This window comes from Streptomyces sp. CBMA291, from assembly GCF_014596525.1.
GTDB lineage: Bacteria > Actinomycetota > Actinomycetes > Streptomycetales > Streptomycetaceae > Streptomyces.
This window is the reverse complement of record NZ_MSJP01000077.1, coordinates 16,922-31,161: the sequence shown is the minus strand read 5'-3', so window position 1 is coordinate 31,161 and position 14,240 is coordinate 16,922. Positions and strand designations below refer to the sequence as shown.

Here is a 14,240-nt window from a genome sequence, read left to right as displayed (position 1 = left end):
TCGGCACCCTTCAGTGCCTATCACCCGGAGCCCGCGGAAACTCAGAAATTGATCATGTGTCCGGCGATGCCGTGGATCGCTTCCTTCACTGCCTCGCCCAGCGTCGGGTGTGCGTGCACGTTCCGCGCGACCTCGTGGACGGTGAGGTCCCACTGCTGGGCCAGGGTCAGCTCGGGCAGCAGCTCGGTGACGTCGGGGCCGATCAGGTGGGCGCCGATGATCTCGCCGTGGGTGCCATCGGCGATGATCTTGACGAAGCCGGTCGCGTCGCCGAGACCGTGCGCCTTGCCGTTCGCCACGAACGGGAACTTGGCGACCTTGACGTCGAAGCCCTTCTCGCGGGCCTGCGCCTCGGTCCAGCCGAAGCTGGCGATCTGCGGCTGGCAGTAGGTCGCGCGCGGGATCATCGGGTAGTCGAGTTCCATCGTCTCGGCGTCCCCGATGGTCTCGGCGGCGATGACGCCCATGGCCTCGGCGGTGTGCGCGAGCATCAGCTTCGCGGTGACGTCGCCGATGGCGTAGATGTGCGGCACGGAGGTGCGGCAGCGTCCGTCGACGTCGATCGCGCCGCGCTCGGTGAGGGCGACGCCGGTGGCCTCCAGACCGTAGCCGGTGACGTTCGGCGCGAAGCCGATGGCCTGGAGGACCTTGTCGGCCTCCAGGACCTTGCTCGCGCCGTCCTTGCCGGTGACGGTGACGCGGACCTGCGGGCCCGACTCGTCGATGGTCTCGACGCGGGTCGAGGTCAGGACGTCGATGCCGAGCTTGCGGTACTGCTTCGCCAGCTCCTTGGAGACCTCTTCGTCCTCCAGCGGCGCGATCCGGTCGAGGAACTCGACGATCGTGACCTTGGTGCCGTAGTTGTTGAGGACGTACGCGAACTCGATGCCGATCGCACCCGCGCCGGCGATGACGATCGACTTCGGGGCGTCCTCGGCGAGGATCTGCTCCTCGTAGGAGACGACGCGCTCGCTGCGGGCGGTGCCGGGGAGCAGCCGGGGGGTGGCGCCGGTCGCGATGATGCAGTGGTCGAAGGAGATCGTCTCCGAGGTGCCGTCGGACTTGGCCACCTGGAGGGTGTGCGGGTCGAGGAAGGTACCCCGGCCGTTGAACTCGGTGATGCCGTTCTTCTTCATCAGGAAGTGGACGCCCTTGACGCGGCCGTCCGCGACCGAGCGGCTGCGGCGGAACGCCTCGCCGTAGTCGAAGGAGACCGTGCCGTCGACCTTGATGCCGAAGGTCTTCGCCTCGTGGTTGAAGATGTGGGCGAGTTCGGCGTTGCGCAGCAGCGCCTTGGTGGGGATGCAGCCGACGTTCAGGCAGACACCGCCCCAGTACTTCTCCTCGACGACCGCGACCCGCTTGCCCAGTTGGGCGGCGCGGATGGCGGCGACGTAGCCGCCGGGGCCAGCTCCGAGTACGACGACGTCGAAGCGGTCTGACATGACTGACTCCCGAGGGTGATGAGGGTGTTCGATCCGCGTACGGGCCCCACAGTAGTCCGGAGTCCTCCGGCCGGGTCAGTTGTGGGATGACCGGGCCTATGCAGTTGTAGGATGACCGGGCAAGTATCGATGGGAAGGCCGGAACGAGATGACATTGAGGGCGGCGGGGCGGACCTCGCTGGTGGACTCGGCGGTGGAGCAGCTGCGCGCACAGCTCGCCGAGGGGAAGTGGGCGGTCGGCGACCGCATCCCGACCGAGCACGAGCTGGCGCAACAGCTCGACGTGGGCCGCAACACCGTCCGCGAGGCGGTCCGGGTGCTGGTCCACTCGGGTCTCCTGGAGTCCCGTCAGGGCAACGGCACCTTCGTCCGGTCGACCGCCGATCCGACCGCCGTCCTGCGCGGGGTCCGGCACGCGGGCGCGCCCGACGTCATCGAACTGCGGATCGCCCTGGAGACCGAGGCGGCCCGGCTCGCCGCGACCCGGCGGGACACCCACGACCTGCTGCGGCTTCGGGCGGCCCTGACCACCCTGCGCGAGGAGGGCGACCGGCACGCGGACGCGGACCTCGCCTTCCACCTCGCGGTGGTCGGCGCCACCCACAACGCCGCCTTCGTCGAGGTGTACCGCTTCTTCTCCGCCCAGGTCCACGAGGTGCTGGCCGAGGCGCTCGTCGACCACGAGATGCCGCCGGTCGACATAGACGCCCACGAGGCGCTGGTCGCCGCGATCGAGGCGGGCGACCCGGACGAGGCCCAGCACCAGGCCCGCGAACTGCTCCGAGTCGCCCTGGAAACCGTCACGGCGCTGATGGAGCACTCCCGATGAGCGCGGAGACCCGAGTGCCGGGTACGGGATCGGGGTCGGGGTCGGGATCGGGATCGGGATCGGGGTCGGGGTCGGGGTCGGCTACGCGTTCGGGTACGGGATCGAGTGCGGGCGGTGCGGCTTCCGGGCCCGGCGGGACGGCTGGGGGCGGTGTGGCGGCCGGGAGCGGTATGCCTCTGCTCGTCGACGCCGAGGCCGGTGTACGGCAGACGGCGGCGGGTACGGCCGCCCGGCGGGCCCTGCTCGCCCACCCGGCGCTGCTGCTCGTCGGCATCGTGCTGGCCTCGCTGAACATGCGGGTCGCGCTCGCGAGCGTGGCGCCCCTGGTCGACGAGATATCCGCCGCCTTCGGGCTCTCCTCGACCGCCAGCTCCCTCGTCACCTCGGTGCCCGTGCTCTTCCTCGGCGTCGGGGCCCTGGTGGCGCCGTGGCTGGGCCGCCGTTTCGGCGCCGAGCGCGTCCTCTTCGCGGCGCTGCTGCTGCTCGCCGTCGGCATCCTCGTGCGCCTGTTGCCCTCCGCCTCCGCGCTGTACGGCGGCGGTGTCCTCGTCGGTACCGCCATCGCCCTCCTCAATGTGCTGATGCCCGGTCTGATCAAGCGCGACTTCCCCGACCGGGCGGCGGCGATGACCTCCGTCTACACCAGCGCGATGATCGCCGGGGCGACGGTGGCGGCGGCCTCCGCCGTGCCCTTGGAGAAGGCCCTCGGTGGCGGCTGGCAGGCCTCACTCGGCTTCTGGTCGCTGCTCGCCGCGGTCGCCGCGGTCGCCTGGCTGCCCCAGGTCCTGATCGCCCGGGGCCGGACCGGCCACGAGGCGCGAGCCGTCCCATCGGCCGGGGCCGCCCGTCCGGTGAACGTCTGGCGTTCGGCGCTCGCCTGGCAGGTCACGCTGTTCATGGGGCTTCAGTCGCTCTGGTCGTACGTCCTGATCGCCTGGATGCCGACGATCTTCAGCGACCACGGGATGGACCGGTCCACCGCCGGAGTCATCTTCGCCTTCAACAATCTGATCCAGGTCATCGGCGCCTTCGCCGTGCCGCTGATCGCCGGGCGGATGAAGAGCCAGCGCCCGCTGATCGTCCTCGTCACCAGTCTCGTCGCCGCCGGTTACGCCGGTCTCCTCGTGGCCCCGGTGGAGGGTGCCTGGTTCTGGTCGGCGGTCCTCGGCATCGGCCAGGGCGGCGCGGTCGGAATGGCCCTGACCCTGATCGTGCTGCGCGCCGGGGACGCGGTCACCGCCATGAAACTCTCCGGGATGGCGCAGACCGTCGGCTATCTGCTCGCCGCCGTCGGTCCGCTCGCGGCCGGCGCCCTCTACCAGGCCACCGGCACCTGGACCCTGCCGATCTGCGCGGTCCTCGCCGTCTGCGCGGCCGCCCTCGGCGTCGGACTGCTGGCCGCCCGGGACCGGGCGGTGTGAGGGAGGGCGGGGCGGGGCGGCTCCTGGCCGGGGCTCCCGGGGTGGTGCCCCGGGCCCGCGGAGCCGTACCGCATCCGTCTTTCCTTCGGGGTCCGCTCCTCTACTCCTCGCCCGCGAGGGTCAGTCTGCCGAGCTTGTGGCCGGCGAACCAGGTCGCCGCCACCGTGACCCCGGCGAGGAGCACGATCGCCGTCGGAAGGCCGACCTCGGAGGTGACCAGGCCGTCTCCGGTGACCTTCTGCGCCAGGGCGAGTGCCCACTGCTGCACGCTGAGGGTCCGCGCGCCCGCTATCAGGGAGCCGAACAGGGCCTCCCACACCAGGGCGTAGACCAGGCCGATGACCACCGCGTGCCGGCTGACCGTGCCGAGGAGCAGGAACAGCGCGCTGTACGCGATGGAGGCCACCAGCGCCGCCACCGTGTAGGCCACGGCGACCTGTTGGCCGTTGCCGTTGAGGATGAATCCGGCGACGAAGGTCGGCACCGCCGAGAAGACCATCGTCACCGCGACCGCCACGATCAGCTTGGTGAAGATGATCGAGGACCGCTTCACCGGCTTCGCCAGCAGATAGACGATCGATCCGTCGTCGATCTCGGGCCCGATCGCGCCCGTGCCCGCGATGACGCCGATCAGCGGCACCATCGTGGCCAGCGCGAACCCGCCGAGGACGTCGGCCGCGACTTGGTCGTCCGCCCCGTTGAAGGCGCGGACCGCCGCCGCGATGAGCAGCAGCATGCCGGGCAGCAGGAAGAGGATCAGGGCCCGGCGGCGGCCGAGGAGGGCCCGGTAGGTGAGCCGGGCGACTGTGGGGTTGTACATCGGTCAGGCTCCTTTCAGGCCGCGACGAGGTACGAGAAGACCGATTCGAGGGACTCGTCCGAGGGCGAGACCGTCAGGAGGCGGATGCCCCGCTCGCGCGCGACCTTCGGCAGCAGCTCCGTGAACCGCCCGAAGTCCACCGCCTGCACCCGCAGACCGCCCTCCGTCCGGTCCATCTCGATCCCCGCCGTGGACGGGTCGGCGATCAGCGCGGCGGCGAGCGCCCGGTCGTCGCTGGAGCGCACCAGATAGCGGTGCGGCCGGTCCGTCATCAGTCGGCGGATCTTGCGGAAGTCGCCGGATGCGGCGTGCCGACCGGCCACGATCACCTCGATGTGGGAGGCCAGCTGCTCGACCTCCTCCAGGATGTGCGAGGAGAACAGGACCGTGCGCCCGTCCGCCCCCATCCGCCGCAGCAGCTCCATCAGTTGCATGCGCTGGCGGGGGTCCATGCCGTTGAACGGCTCGTCGAGCAGCAGCACCGACGGCTCGTGGACGAGGGCCGAGGCCATCTTCACGCGCTGCCGCATGCCCTTGCTGTACGTGGAGACCTTGCGGTCCTGCGCGTACTCCATCTCGACGGTGGCCAGCGCCCGCTGGGCCTCCTTGGCGCCGAGCCCTTGAAGCTCCGCGTTGGCCAGGACGAACTCGCGGCCGGTCAGGAAGTCGTACATCGCCTCCCGCTCGGGCACCACGCCTATCTCGCGGTAGACCGACTCGTTCCCCCAGATCTTCCGGTCGTCGAGGGTGACGGCTCCGGTGGAGGGGTCGAGGAAGCCTCCCATCATGTTGATCAGGGTGGACTTCCCGGCGCCGTTGGGCCCGAGGAGCCCGGTCACGCCCGGACCCACCGTCATCGTGACGTCGTTCACGGCCACGACGTTGCCAAACCAGCGGGAGACGTGGTCGATGGTGAGGATGCTCATGGGCGCGTCCCGATCCTGGGAGGGGTGGTGGCGGGCGACGGGAGGGCGGCGGGGCGCGGCCCGGCCGCCGGGAGGGCGGTCACAGGCCGACCTTTCGGTAGCGGCGCATCAGGACGCCGTACGTGCCGGCGATGAGCGCGAGGACGACCAGCAGATAGACCACACCGGCGCCCGCGCCCGGTCCCACGCCGCCAGGGAAGGAGGAGGGCGCGCCGAGGAAGGCGGTCTGCACACCGTCGATGAGGGTGATCGGCGAGAACAGCCCGATCCAGGTGATGGCGCCCAGGTTGTCCGTGCCGAGAGCGATGCCCTGGAGGGTCGAGACCGCCCCGTAGGAGATCGTCAGCGCGGCGATCACGGCGGCGACGCCGAAGCCCCGGCGCGGGGTCAGGGCCGCCATGACCAGGCCTATGCCGCCGAAGAGCAGCGAGAGCAGGGCCACGGACAGCAGCCCTTGGCCGAACAGTCGTGTCTGGGTGCCGAAGTCCATCTTGGCCAGCAGCGAGCCGATCCAGAGGATCAGCAGCGGGACGGCGGTCAGCAGGAAGAGCGCCGAGGCCATCGCGCCGAACTTCGCGAGCACGTAGTCCGCGCGCTCGATCGGCCGGCAGAAGTACAGCGGGACCGTCTTGAACCGCAGGTCGCGGGAGACCGACTGCGGTGCCTGCGAGGCCAGGTAGATGCCGATGACGACCTGGAGGAAGACCGCGTACTGCGTGTACTCGATCGACAGCTTCGACTGCTTGGTGACGACCGCGACGGCGACGATGATGAGCGCAGGGACGCACATCACGCCGAAGAGCAGCATCGGCAGGACCTTGGACTTGGCGCTGCGGCCCAGGCCGTAGGCGCCGCGCAGCGACTGCGAGAACAGCGACCTGCGGGCGTACGCCCGGCCCAGGCGCGGGCCGTCGTAGGACCGGTATCCGATGTTGTGGATCCGGGTCGTGTCGGGGGTGTCCTGGGCGGTCTGGGGGATCCGGGTGCTCATGGGGCCGGCACCTCCTCGTGCTGCGGGGAAGCCTCGGGCCGGAAGACCTCGGCGATGTGGTGGCGGCGCTGCTCCATGCGGACGAGACCGAGTCCGAGCCCGGCGACGGTGTCCCGGACCAGGTCGTAGGTCTCCTCGCCCGGTGCTTCCAGGAGCAGGATGTGGCCCGCGCCGGGCAGGCCCTCCTCCACGCCCGCGTGGAGGGTGACTCCGGCGGCGGCGAGCGCCGCGCGGAGCGCCGCCGTGCCGTCCGGGTGCGTGTCGGAGTCGGTGACCTCGACCGCGAGCGTCGTGGTCCTGCGGGTGAAGTCGCTGGTGGAGCTGGAGCGCAGGAGCGTGCCGCCGTCGATGACGACGACGTGGTCACAGGTGCGCTCCAGCTCGCCGAGGAGGTGGGAGGTGACGAGGACGGAGATGCCGAAGTCCGTCCAGACGCGGCGGATCAGGCCCAGCATCTCGTCCCGGCCGACCGGGTCGAGGCCGTTCGTCGGTTCGTCGAGCAGGACCAGCTTCGGGTCGTGGACCAGGGCCTGGGCGAGCTTCACGCGCTGCTTCATGCCCGTCGAGTAGCCGCCCATGGGGCGGTAGCGCTCCTCGTACAGGCCGACGTGGCGCAGGGTGTCGGCGGTCCGCTCGCGGGCGGCGGTCGGGGGCAGCCCGGACATCCGCGCCATGTGGACGACGAACTCGGTGGCCGAGACGTCCGGCGGGAGGCAGTCGTGCTCGGGCATGTATCCCACGCGCTCGCGGATCTCGGCCCCGGAGGTCCGGACGTCGAGGCCGAGCACCTCGGCGCGGCCCTCGGTGGCCGGGGAGAGCCCGAGCAGGATCTTGATCATGGTGGACTTGCCGGCTCCGTTGGCACCCACGAGTCCGGTCACACCGGGCCCGATGTCCAGGGAGAGCCGGTCGAGTGCGGTCACCCGGGGGAACCGCTTGCTGAGGCTTTCGGTCGCGATCACAGTCACCCCTCGAAGGTAGTGGTGTGCGCCACAGAGGTCGTCAGCCCAACGGCTCGATCCTTGTCCGACCAGAGGAGTACAAGACGGGAGGGGAGGTCGCGACGAAAGTCGTTTTCCCGGTGCGACAAGCCGACGAGTGCGGGGATTCTCCGGGTCTCCCCAGGGTCTTCCCCGAGTCCTCGTCCGGGGCATCCCCGGCTCTTCCCTGTCGTTCCCCTGCCGCTTTCCCTGGTTTTCCACAGGCCGCCGTCCGACCTCTTGACGCAGCCGCCGCGCATTGTCACATTCATCAGTGTCAAGTTACGGACGCGTAGTGCGATCGAGCGCTCACACGGGACGGCGGATGGCATGGCCTCAGCGGTGACAGGGGAACTCGCGGCGGAGCTGCGGGGGTTCAGGGAAGTGCAGCGGCTCTCCTACGAGTGCGCGGAGGCCGTCGCGGCGCAGCTCAAGCCGGGAGTGACCGAGCGCGAGGCCGCCCGGATGCAGCGCGAATGGCTGTACGACAGAGGGGTGCGGGACTGGTTCCACCGGCCCTTCGCCTGGTTCGGGGACCGCACCGCCTTCGTCGACTTCAAGGTGCCGCTCCAGTTCTTTCCCACGAACCGGCGTCTCGAAGCCGGGATGCCGTTCATCCTCGACATGGCGCCGGTCTACCGGGGGTACACGGCCGACATCGGCTACAGCGGCTGCCTGGGCCTCGACCCCCTGCACGAGAAGCTGTCGGCCGACCTCAGGGAGCACCGCGAGCTGATCCTGCGCGAGGTCCGCGAGCGCCGGACGCTGCGCGAGATATACGAGGACGTCGATCGATTGATGGCCCGTCAGGGGTACGCCAACCGGCATCGGGCCTATCCCTTCGGCGTCATCGCCCACAAGATCGACCGGGTGCGGGAGCGCCGCTGGACACCGACGCTCTTCGGCTTCGGCGCCCAGGCGCTCAAGGGTCTCGCAAGCGACGCCCTGCACGGGCACCGGGACGGCTGGTCACCGCTCTGGTCGCCGTACAAGTTCTCCGACCACCCGCCGCGGCCCGGTCTGTGGGCGGTCGAACCACACCTCGGATTCCGGGGTGTGGGCGCGAAGTTCGAGGAGATCCTGGTGGTCACGGACTCCCGGGATCCCGAGCAGAGCGCTTTCTGGCTGGACGACGATCTGCCGCACGTGCGGCGCTGGAACGAGGGGGCGGTCTGATGGCGGGGCGCGAGAAGACGACGGCGGGACCCGGACGGCCGGAGGCGGTGGCCGGTGGGCCGCGGGGGGCCCGTGAGCGCTGGGTGCGGACGGGCGGGATCGAGCTGTGCGTCGCCGAACTCGGCGATCCGGACCGGCCCACCGTCCTCCTGGTCCACGGTTATCCGGACTCCAAGGAGGTGTGGTCGGAGGTCGCCGTCCGGCTCGCCGAGGAGTTCCACGTGGTGCTCTACGACGTCCGGGGCCACGGCAGGTCCACGGCACCGGTCCCGCTGCGCGGCGGCTTCACCCTGGAGAAGCTGACGGACGACTTCCTGGCGGTCGCCGACGCGGTGAGCCCGGACCGGCCGGTGCACCTCGTCGGCCACGACTGGGGGTCGGTGCAGTCCTGGGAGTTCGTCACCGTCGCGCGCACCGAGGGCCGAATCGCCTCCTTCACCTCGATGTCCGGGCCCTCCCTCGACCACTTCGGGCACTGGATCAAGCAGCGGATGGCCCGGCCCACCCCGCGCCGGGTCGGTCAGCTCCTCGGCCAGGGGGCCAAGTCCTGGTACGTGTACCTGCTGCACACGCCCGTCCTGCCGGAGCTGGCCTGGCGCGGCCCGCTCGGCAAGCGCTGGCCGAGGATCCTGGAGCGCGTCGAGAAGGTCCCCGCCGGGGACTACCCGACACCGTCGCTGACCACCGACGCGGCACACGGCGCCTGGCTCTACCGGGACAACGTCCGGGTCCGCCTCGGCAGGCCCCGTCCCGACGCGTACGCGCACGCGCCCGTGCAGCTGATCACGCCGACCGGGGACTCCTTCCTCTCCGAGCGGCTCTACGACGACCTGGAGAGCTGGGTGCCTGACCTGACCCGGCGCACGCTGCCCGGGAAGCACTGGGTGCCGCGCACCCGGCCGGACCGGCTCGCCGCCTGGATCGGCGACTTCGTCCGGACCCACGAAGGACCGGCGGGCCGGGTGCCCGCGGCGGGCGCGGGGACGGCGGCGAGGAGCGGGGTGCGGCCGGAGTACGCCGAGCGGTTCGGCGGCCAACTGGTCCTGGTCACCGGGGCGGCCAGTGGCATCGGCCGGGCCACCGCCTTCGCCTTCGCGGAGGCCGGCGCCCGGGTCGTCGCGGTCGACCGGGACACCGAGGGCGCGGTCCGCACGGCCGAGATGGCCCGGCTGATCGGCGCTCCCGAGGCCTGGGGCGAGACCGTCGACGTCTCCGACGAGCAGGCGATGGAGAAGCTGGCCGCCAAGGTGGCCGGCGAATACGGGGTGGTCGACATCCTCGTCAACAACGCCGGGATCGGGCTCACCGGCTCCTTCTTCGAGACGACGACCGAGGAGTGGAAGCGGGTCCTGGACGTCAATCTGTGGGGCGTGATCCACGGCTGCCGGGTCTTCGGCGCCCAGATGACGGCACGCGGTCAGGGCGGGCACATCGTGAACACCGCTTCCGCCGCCGCGTTCCAGCCCTCCCGGGCACTGCCCGCTTACGGCACCTCGAAGGCGGCGGTGCTGATGCTCAGCGAGTGCCTGCGCGCCGAACTGGCCGATCAGGGCATCGGGGTGTCCGCGATATGCCCCGGGGTCGTCAACACCAACATCACGGCGACCACCCGGTTCGCGGGGGTCACGGACGAGGCGGAGGAGAAGCGACGACAGAAGAAGGCGTCCCGAATGTACGGCCTGCGGAACTACCCGCCGGAGAAGGTCGCGGACGCGGTCCTCGGGGCGGTTCTGCACGATCGGGCGGTGGTCCCGGTGACCCCCGAGGCCCGGGGCGCGCACGCCCTGTCCCGGCTGAGCCCGGGAATACTGCGGGCCTTCGCCCGATGGCAGCCGCCGGCGTAGGGACGGGGGAGGGCGCCCAGGGCGGAGCTTGGGGAGGCCCCGAGGCTGGGGCCGGGGGAGGCGCCCCGGGGCTTGGGTCCTGGCCAGGCGGGACGGAACCCGGGAGGTCCCGGGGCGGAGCCGGGCCGGGCGGGAAAGTACCGGGCCGGGCGGGGCCAGGGCAGGGCGGGGCAGGGCGGGGCAGGGTGAAGTCAGGGAGGTCCGGGGCGGGGCCGAGCCGAGCCGGTCGGGGTCCGGGTCCGGGTCGGGGTCGGGGTCGGGGTCGGGGTCGGGGTCGGGGTCGGGGTCGGGCCAAGCGGGGCGAAGCCAAGGAGGCCCCGGCCCGGAGCCGGGCCAGGCAGGAGGCCCCGGTGTGGAGCCGGGCCAGGCAGGAGGCTCCGGTGCGGAGCCGGGGCTCGGGCCAGTCCACGGGGCGGGGTCGGGTGGGGTGGGGTGGGGCGGTCGTACGATCCCTTGTAGGAGGGGCCTCGCGGTGGCGGGGTGGAGCGAGCGTTCGGTGGGAGCGGTTTTGTCCGAGCAGTCAGCACGGCCGGAGTACCGGATCGAGGATCTCGCCCATCGCAGCGGGGCCACGGTCCGGACCATCCGCGCCTACCAGGACCGCGGTCTGCTGCCCCGTCCGGAGCGGCGGGGCAGGTCGAACGTGTACGGGGACGCGCACCTCGCACGGCTCCGGCAGATCGCCGATCTCCTCGACCGGGGCTACACCCTGGCCTCGATCAAGGAGCTGCTGGAGGCCTGGGACACCGGCCGGAGCCTGGGCGGGGTGCTCGGGCTCGTCGCCGAGGTCCACGGTCCGTGGACGGACGAGGAGGCCTCCCGGATCTCCCGCGCGGATCTGGACGCCCGCTTCGGCGGCGCACCGGACGAGACGGCGATTCTGGAGGCCGTCGAGCTTGGCGTACTGGAGCGCGTTCCAGGCGGGGAGAACGAGGAGTACCTGGTGCCGAGCCCCCAGGAGCTTTCGGTGGCGGTGGAGTTGTACGCGGCCGGGGTGCCGCTGCCCGCGATCACCGGGCATCTGAGGGAACTTCGGGATCAGGTGGAGCACATAGCCTCCCGTTTCCTGGAGTTCACGACGGAGTACGTGTTCGCGCGCTATCTGGAGCACCGGCCTCCCTCGGACGCGGATGCGACCGAGGCGGCGACGATGGTCCGGCGCCTTCGGCCGCTGGCCCAGCAGACGGTGGACGCCGAACTGGCGCGAGCCATGCGCCTTTTGGCGACCCGTCATCTTCAACTGCATCTCTCGCCGCAGGCGCCCTCCGCGACGGACGACGAGGCGCGACCGGTTTCTCTTCCGGTGAGCACCGTCAGGGCGGTTCAGCAGCTGACCGGACCCGAAGGGGTCGCCGCATTCGTCGCGGCGGCAGCCGAACGGGAAGTACAGAAAAGAACATTGGATGCACTCACCTCAACCCGGCTAAATCGGAGTGAAGTTACCCAATAGCCTCATAAAGAAAGGTTCGTTGTCCACAGAATCGCCAACTTACCTGTGGATAACTCGGGTTGGTTGTGGACCAAACCTGTTGGGCCAAATTCACATGCGCCGATGATGTGATCTCCGCCATCCTGGGGAAATGAACCGAGACGAGAGGGATCGAAACGAGGGAGAGCGGAACGGGAGAGGCCCTGTCCAGCAGAGGGACGAACGTCGCACGGTGAAGGTCTCGAAGTACCTGTCCCGGCACCTGCGCCATCAGCCGGAACGCATCGGCCTCGACCTTGACGCCCAGGGCTGGACCGAAATCGACGCCCTGCTCCGGGCCACCGCACGCAACGGCTTCCCGATCAGCCATGAAGAACTCGACCATGTCGTCGCGACCAACGACAAGAAGCGGTTCGCGGTCGAGGGCACCCGCATCCGGGCAAGCCAGGGCCACACCATCGCCGTGGACCTGGACCTACCGGCTGCGGAACCACCCGCGTACCTCTACCACGGCACCGTCGCGAACCGGCTCCCCGCGATCCGGAGGGAGGGACTGCGGCCCATGGCCCGCCACCATGTGCACCTCTCCCCCGACCGGGAGACCGCCACCCGGGTCGGCGCCCGGCGCGGTCGGCCGGTGGTGCTCAGCGTCGACACGGGCACCATGCACCGGGCCGGGCACGTCTTCCGCGTCAGCGCCAACGGGGTCTGGCTGGCCGACGCCGTCCCGCCGGAATTCCTGCGCCTTCCCGGCTGAGGCATGATCGTTTCCATGGCACACCCTCACTTGCCCAGCACCGAAGTGGCCGTGGTCGCGATCCGCGCGGTCGCCGAGGAGTTCGGTCTGGAGATGATCGTGACCGATGACATCGGCGCGGACCAGACCTCCCGGCGCACCTCGTCGGGCGCGTTCGCCGTCGTGGACACCGACGGTTCGCTGCCGCACGAAGCCTTCGTCGAGCTGGGCGGCTCCCCCTCGGTGACCGTGCAGATCTACCCCGAGGACGATGCCAGGATCACCGTGGACGGCATCGAGTTCGCCGATGTGCCCCGCGACGCGGTGCCCGCCTTCGTCCGCTCCGTCCACAGAGGACTCGCCCATGTGAAAGGCCGTTTCTTCCCGCCCGGCTGGTGGCTGATCGTCCCGCTGCCCGGCGACGAGACGTACAAGGAACTCGTCCCCGGCGTCGCGCTCACCCCCTGGATGAGCCGCCAGACACGCTGACCCGGACCAGGACGGGCGCCCTCCGTCAGGGTCAGGCACCCCGTCGGAGACTGACGCGCCGGTCGGAGACAGACGCCCGGTCGGAGACGGAGCCCGGTCGAGAGGCCCGCTGGTCCCGGCGGACGGCGTCGCGCGCCGGGACCAGCGGCCGGTTTCGGACGGTGCCGTGGCCGAGGCGCGCGCGTAGGGTGACGGCATGCGCTTGAGTACGGTGATCCTCCCCATCCACCGGTGGAGCGAGGGACAGAAGACCTGGCGGCGAGCCGAGGAACTCGGGTTCCACGCCGCGTACACCTACGACCACCTCTCCTGGCGGACCTTCCGCGACGGCCCGTGGTTCGGCGCCCTGCCCACGCTCACCGCCGCGGCGACGGCCACCGAGCGGATCCGCCTCGGCACGCTCGTGACCTCGCCGAACTTCCGGCACCCGGTGACCCTGGCGAAGGAGCTGATGTCGCTCGACGACATCTCCGACGGGCGGGTCACCCTCGGCATCGGGGCGGGCGGCAACGGCTTCGACGCGACCGCGCTCGGACAGGAGCCGTGGACGCCGAAGGAACGGGCCGACCGCTTCGGCGAGTTCGTGGCTCTCCTCGACCGACTGCTCACCGAGGAAGCGGTCACCGCGCGCGGCACGTACTACTCGGCCGAAGAGGCCAGGAACATCCCCGGCTGCGTCCAGCGTCCGCGGCTGCCGTTCGCGGTGGCGGCGACGGGACCGCGCGGACTGAAGCTGGCCGCCCGGTACGGGCAGGCGTGGGTGACCACCGGCGACCCGAAGATCTTCGAGACGGGCACCCCCGAGGAGTCGGAAGCGGCCCTGCGCGGTCAGGTCGAGAAGCTCGGCAAGGCGTGCGCCGAGCATGGCCGGGACGTGACCGCACTCGACAAGGTGCTGCTGACCGGGTTCACCCCGGACCGCAACAGCCCCCTGGAGTCCGTGGACGCGTTCGTCGACTTCGCCGGGCGCCACCGTGAGATCGGCTTCACCGAACTCGTCATCCACTGGCCGATCCCGGACTCCGACTTCGCCACCGACCAAGCCGTCTTCGAACGGATCGCCACCGAGGCCCTGCCCCAGCTGGGCTGATCCCCGGCGCACGGGCGTCGGCTGCGCTGTTCCCCGGCCCGGCCCCAGCCCCCGTACAAGCCCC

The 14,240-nt window shown here is 70.9% G+C and carries 13 protein-coding genes; 8 read left to right on the top strand and 5 right to left on the bottom strand.

The window, feature by feature from the left end:
• Nucleotides 1-41: 41 nt before the first annotated feature.
• Nucleotides 42-1,445, bottom strand: a complete 1,404-nt coding sequence (lpdA, locus tag BU197_RS18420) for a dihydrolipoyl dehydrogenase (RefSeq protein WP_188269381.1) — start codon at nucleotides 1,443-1,445, stop codon at nucleotides 42-44.
• A 148-nt stretch (nucleotides 1,446-1,593) separates the two neighbouring features.
• Between lpdA and BU197_RS18415 the strand changes: the two genes are divergently transcribed.
• Together BU197_RS18415 and BU197_RS18410 are read left to right on the top strand one after the other, a co-directional pair.
• A complete protein-coding gene (locus BU197_RS18415) occupies nucleotides 1,594-2,274 on the top strand; it encodes a FadR/GntR family transcriptional regulator (RefSeq protein ID WP_188269380.1) in 681 nt (226 codons plus the stop codon).
• Nucleotides 2,275-2,444: 170 nt separating this feature from the next.
• A complete protein-coding gene (locus tag BU197_RS18410; RefSeq protein ID WP_188269379.1) occupies nucleotides 2,445-3,695 on the top strand; it encodes a CynX/NimT family MFS transporter in 1,251 nt (416 codons plus the stop codon).
• A 100-nt stretch (nucleotides 3,696-3,795) separates the two neighbouring features.
• Here BU197_RS18410 and BU197_RS18405 read toward each other — a convergent pair whose 3' ends face one another.
• The 4 genes from BU197_RS18405 to BU197_RS18390 form a co-directional block, all read right to left on the bottom strand.
• Nucleotides 3,796-4,515 carry an ABC transporter permease gene (locus BU197_RS18405; protein ID WP_188269378.1) on the bottom strand — a complete coding sequence of 240 codons (720 nt, stop codon included), beginning with the start codon at nucleotides 4,513-4,515 and terminating at the stop codon, nucleotides 3,796-3,798.
• A gap of 14 nt (nucleotides 4,516-4,529) precedes the next feature.
• Complete coding sequence (locus BU197_RS18400) at nucleotides 4,530-5,441, bottom strand: ABC transporter ATP-binding protein (RefSeq protein WP_188269377.1); 912 nt, start codon at nucleotides 5,439-5,441, stop codon at nucleotides 4,530-4,532.
• Between the two features lie 79 nt (nucleotides 5,442-5,520).
• On the bottom strand, nucleotides 5,521-6,432 hold the full coding sequence (locus BU197_RS18395) for an ABC transporter permease (RefSeq protein ID WP_188269376.1): 912 nt from the start codon (nucleotides 6,430-6,432) through the stop codon (nucleotides 5,521-5,523).
• A complete protein-coding gene (locus tag BU197_RS18390; RefSeq protein WP_188269401.1) occupies nucleotides 6,429-7,394 on the bottom strand; it encodes an ABC transporter ATP-binding protein in 966 nt (321 codons plus the stop codon). The genes BU197_RS18395 and BU197_RS18390 overlap by 4 nt, the downstream gene beginning before the upstream one ends.
• 348 nt (nucleotides 7,395-7,742) lie before the next feature.
• Here BU197_RS18390 and BU197_RS18385 point away from each other — a divergent pair, with 348 nt between their 5' ends.
• The 6 genes from BU197_RS18385 to BU197_RS18360 all read left to right on the top strand — a co-directional run bounded on the left by BU197_RS18385 (nucleotide 7,743) and on the right by BU197_RS18360 (nucleotide 14,176).
• Nucleotides 7,743-8,588 (top strand): M24 family metallopeptidase, encoded by an 846-nt coding sequence (locus BU197_RS18385; protein ID WP_188269375.1) that lies wholly within the window; start codon nucleotides 7,743-7,745, stop codon nucleotides 8,586-8,588.
• A complete protein-coding gene (locus BU197_RS18380) occupies nucleotides 8,588-10,432 on the top strand; it encodes an SDR family oxidoreductase (RefSeq protein WP_223183782.1) in 1,845 nt (614 codons plus the stop codon). Before BU197_RS18385 ends, BU197_RS18380 begins: the two co-directional genes overlap by 1 nt.
• A 508-nt stretch (nucleotides 10,433-10,940) precedes the next feature.
• Entirely contained in the window at nucleotides 10,941-11,882 is a 942-nt protein-coding gene (locus BU197_RS18375; protein ID WP_188269374.1) for a MerR family transcriptional regulator, read from the top strand.
• 130 nt (nucleotides 11,883-12,012) lie between these two features.
• Nucleotides 12,013-12,618: an RNA 2'-phosphotransferase gene (locus BU197_RS18370; RefSeq protein ID WP_411158501.1), complete on the top strand. Its 606-nt coding sequence runs from the start codon at nucleotides 12,013-12,015 to the stop codon at nucleotides 12,616-12,618.
• Between the two features lie 15 nt (nucleotides 12,619-12,633).
• The gene (locus BU197_RS18365) at nucleotides 12,634-13,086 is read left to right on the top strand and encodes a hypothetical protein (RefSeq protein WP_188269372.1); all 453 of its coding nucleotides are present in this window, start codon (nucleotides 12,634-12,636) and stop codon (nucleotides 13,084-13,086) included.
• 196 nt (nucleotides 13,087-13,282) lie between these two features.
• Entirely contained in the window at nucleotides 13,283-14,176 is an 894-nt protein-coding gene (locus tag BU197_RS18360) for an LLM class flavin-dependent oxidoreductase (protein ID WP_188269371.1), read from the top strand.
• Nucleotides 14,177-14,240 lie beyond the last annotated feature (64 nt).

Bases quoted from the DNA above. Each gene is read 5' to 3' on its own strand.
- lpdA (WP_188269381.1), bottom strand. From the start codon at position 1,445: ATGTCAGACCGCTTCGACGTCGTCGTACTCGGAGCTGGCCCCGGCGGC.
- BU197_RS18415 (WP_188269380.1), top strand. From the start codon at position 1,594: ATGACATTGAGGGCGGCGGGGCGGACCTCGCTGGTGGACTCGGCGGTG.
- BU197_RS18410 (WP_188269379.1), top strand. From the start codon at position 2,445: ATGCCTCTGCTCGTCGACGCCGAGGCCGGTGTACGGCAGACGGCGGCG.
- BU197_RS18405 (WP_188269378.1), bottom strand. From the start codon at position 4,515: ATGTACAACCCCACAGTCGCCCGGCTCACCTACCGGGCCCTCCTCGGC.
- BU197_RS18400 (WP_188269377.1), bottom strand. From the start codon at position 5,441: ATGAGCATCCTCACCATCGACCACGTCTCCCGCTGGTTTGGCAACGTC.
- BU197_RS18395 (WP_188269376.1), bottom strand. From the start codon at position 6,432: ATGAGCACCCGGATCCCCCAGACCGCCCAGGACACCCCCGACACGACC.
- BU197_RS18385 (WP_188269375.1), top strand. From the start codon at position 7,743: ATGGCCTCAGCGGTGACAGGGGAACTCGCGGCGGAGCTGCGGGGGTTC.
- BU197_RS18380 (WP_223183782.1), top strand. From the start codon at position 8,588: ATGGCGGGGCGCGAGAAGACGACGGCGGGACCCGGACGGCCGGAGGCG.
- BU197_RS18370 (WP_411158501.1), top strand. From the start codon at position 12,013: ATGAACCGAGACGAGAGGGATCGAAACGAGGGAGAGCGGAACGGGAGA.
- BU197_RS18365 (WP_188269372.1), top strand. From the start codon at position 12,634: ATGGCACACCCTCACTTGCCCAGCACCGAAGTGGCCGTGGTCGCGATC.
- BU197_RS18360 (WP_188269371.1), top strand. From the start codon at position 13,283: ATGCGCTTGAGTACGGTGATCCTCCCCATCCACCGGTGGAGCGAGGGA.